This is a genomic window from Snodgrassella alvi, from assembly GCF_002777855.1.
In the GTDB taxonomy this organism is placed as follows: Bacteria; Pseudomonadota; Gammaproteobacteria; order Burkholderiales; family Neisseriaceae; genus Snodgrassella; species Snodgrassella alvi_E.
In genome coordinates this window covers 1-1,068 of the sequence record NZ_MEIK01000038.1, presented here as the reverse complement: position 1 = coordinate 1,068, position 1,068 = coordinate 1, and the positions used below count along the sequence as shown (strand labels likewise).

Here is a 1,068-nt window from a genome sequence, read left to right as displayed (position 1 = left end):
GCAGTTGATAACAGTGCGGGCGGTAAAATTATTGCGGGTAAACAGGCAAAGCTAAATACGGCCAGCCTAAACAACAGCAAAGGTAGCATAGACAGCGACAGTTTGGATTTAAAAGCCGTACGCATAAACAACAGCGAAGGGGCGATACGCACCAACAAACAGCTGAAAGCACAGATTAAAGAAGAATTGAAAAACCGCAACGGTTTGATTGGCAGCAGTGAAGAATTATTGTTGAATGCGGAAGGTGAAAGCAAACTGGCCTTAAATAACAGCGAACAAGGCAAAATCATTGCAGGTAAACAAGCGGTAATTCACACAGCCACTGTTGACAATAACAGTGGCAGCATAGATACTGACAGTCTAGATTTAATTGCTGATAGCGTTAACAACACGGCTGGTGCCATTCGAACCAATAAATTACTACGTGCGCAAATTAATCAACTCTTATTGAATCAGAATGGTCAAATTAGGAGTGCCGAAAATATCGATATACACGATAATCATAAAAATACCCTCGGTGTGGATAATACCAATAATGGACAAATACTCGCTGGAAATGATTTAAGTTTACAGGCAAAAAATCTGAGTCATTCAGGCGTAATGGCTTCAGGTCATGACGCTGTTATTTATTTAAGCGAAAATTCTGATGTTAATGCAGATATCAGTGCCAATGCCAACCTGAAACTCCATAGTGATGGCAAAATCACCAATAGCCACAGCCTTACTGGCGGTGATAGTGTTATTGTTGAAGCGAGCCAAATAGAAAATCAAACAGGTGGTTCTATTCAGAGTAATCGGCAGACTGAATTAAGTGCAGTAGACAATATAGTTAATCGTGGTCTGATAAACAGCAATGGCCTGACTCTGATTCAGGCTGGAAATACTGTTGATAATGTTGGGACCGGACGCATTTATGGAAATCATGTTGCCATCGGTACGAGCAATTTGTTCAATAGGGAAGAGACAAAAGGAAATGAAACCAAAGCAGCAGTTATTGCTGCTCGTGAGCGGCTGGATATTGGTGCAATAAATATCGTTAATAAAGAAGAAGGATTAATAACCAGTGAA

Annotated in this window: 1 pseudogene; it reads left to right on the top strand. The window is 40.5% G+C overall.

The features are described 5' to 3' along the window. Positions 1–1,068: pseudogene (locus BHC43_RS08950) on the top strand (hypothetical protein); the annotation flags it as partial.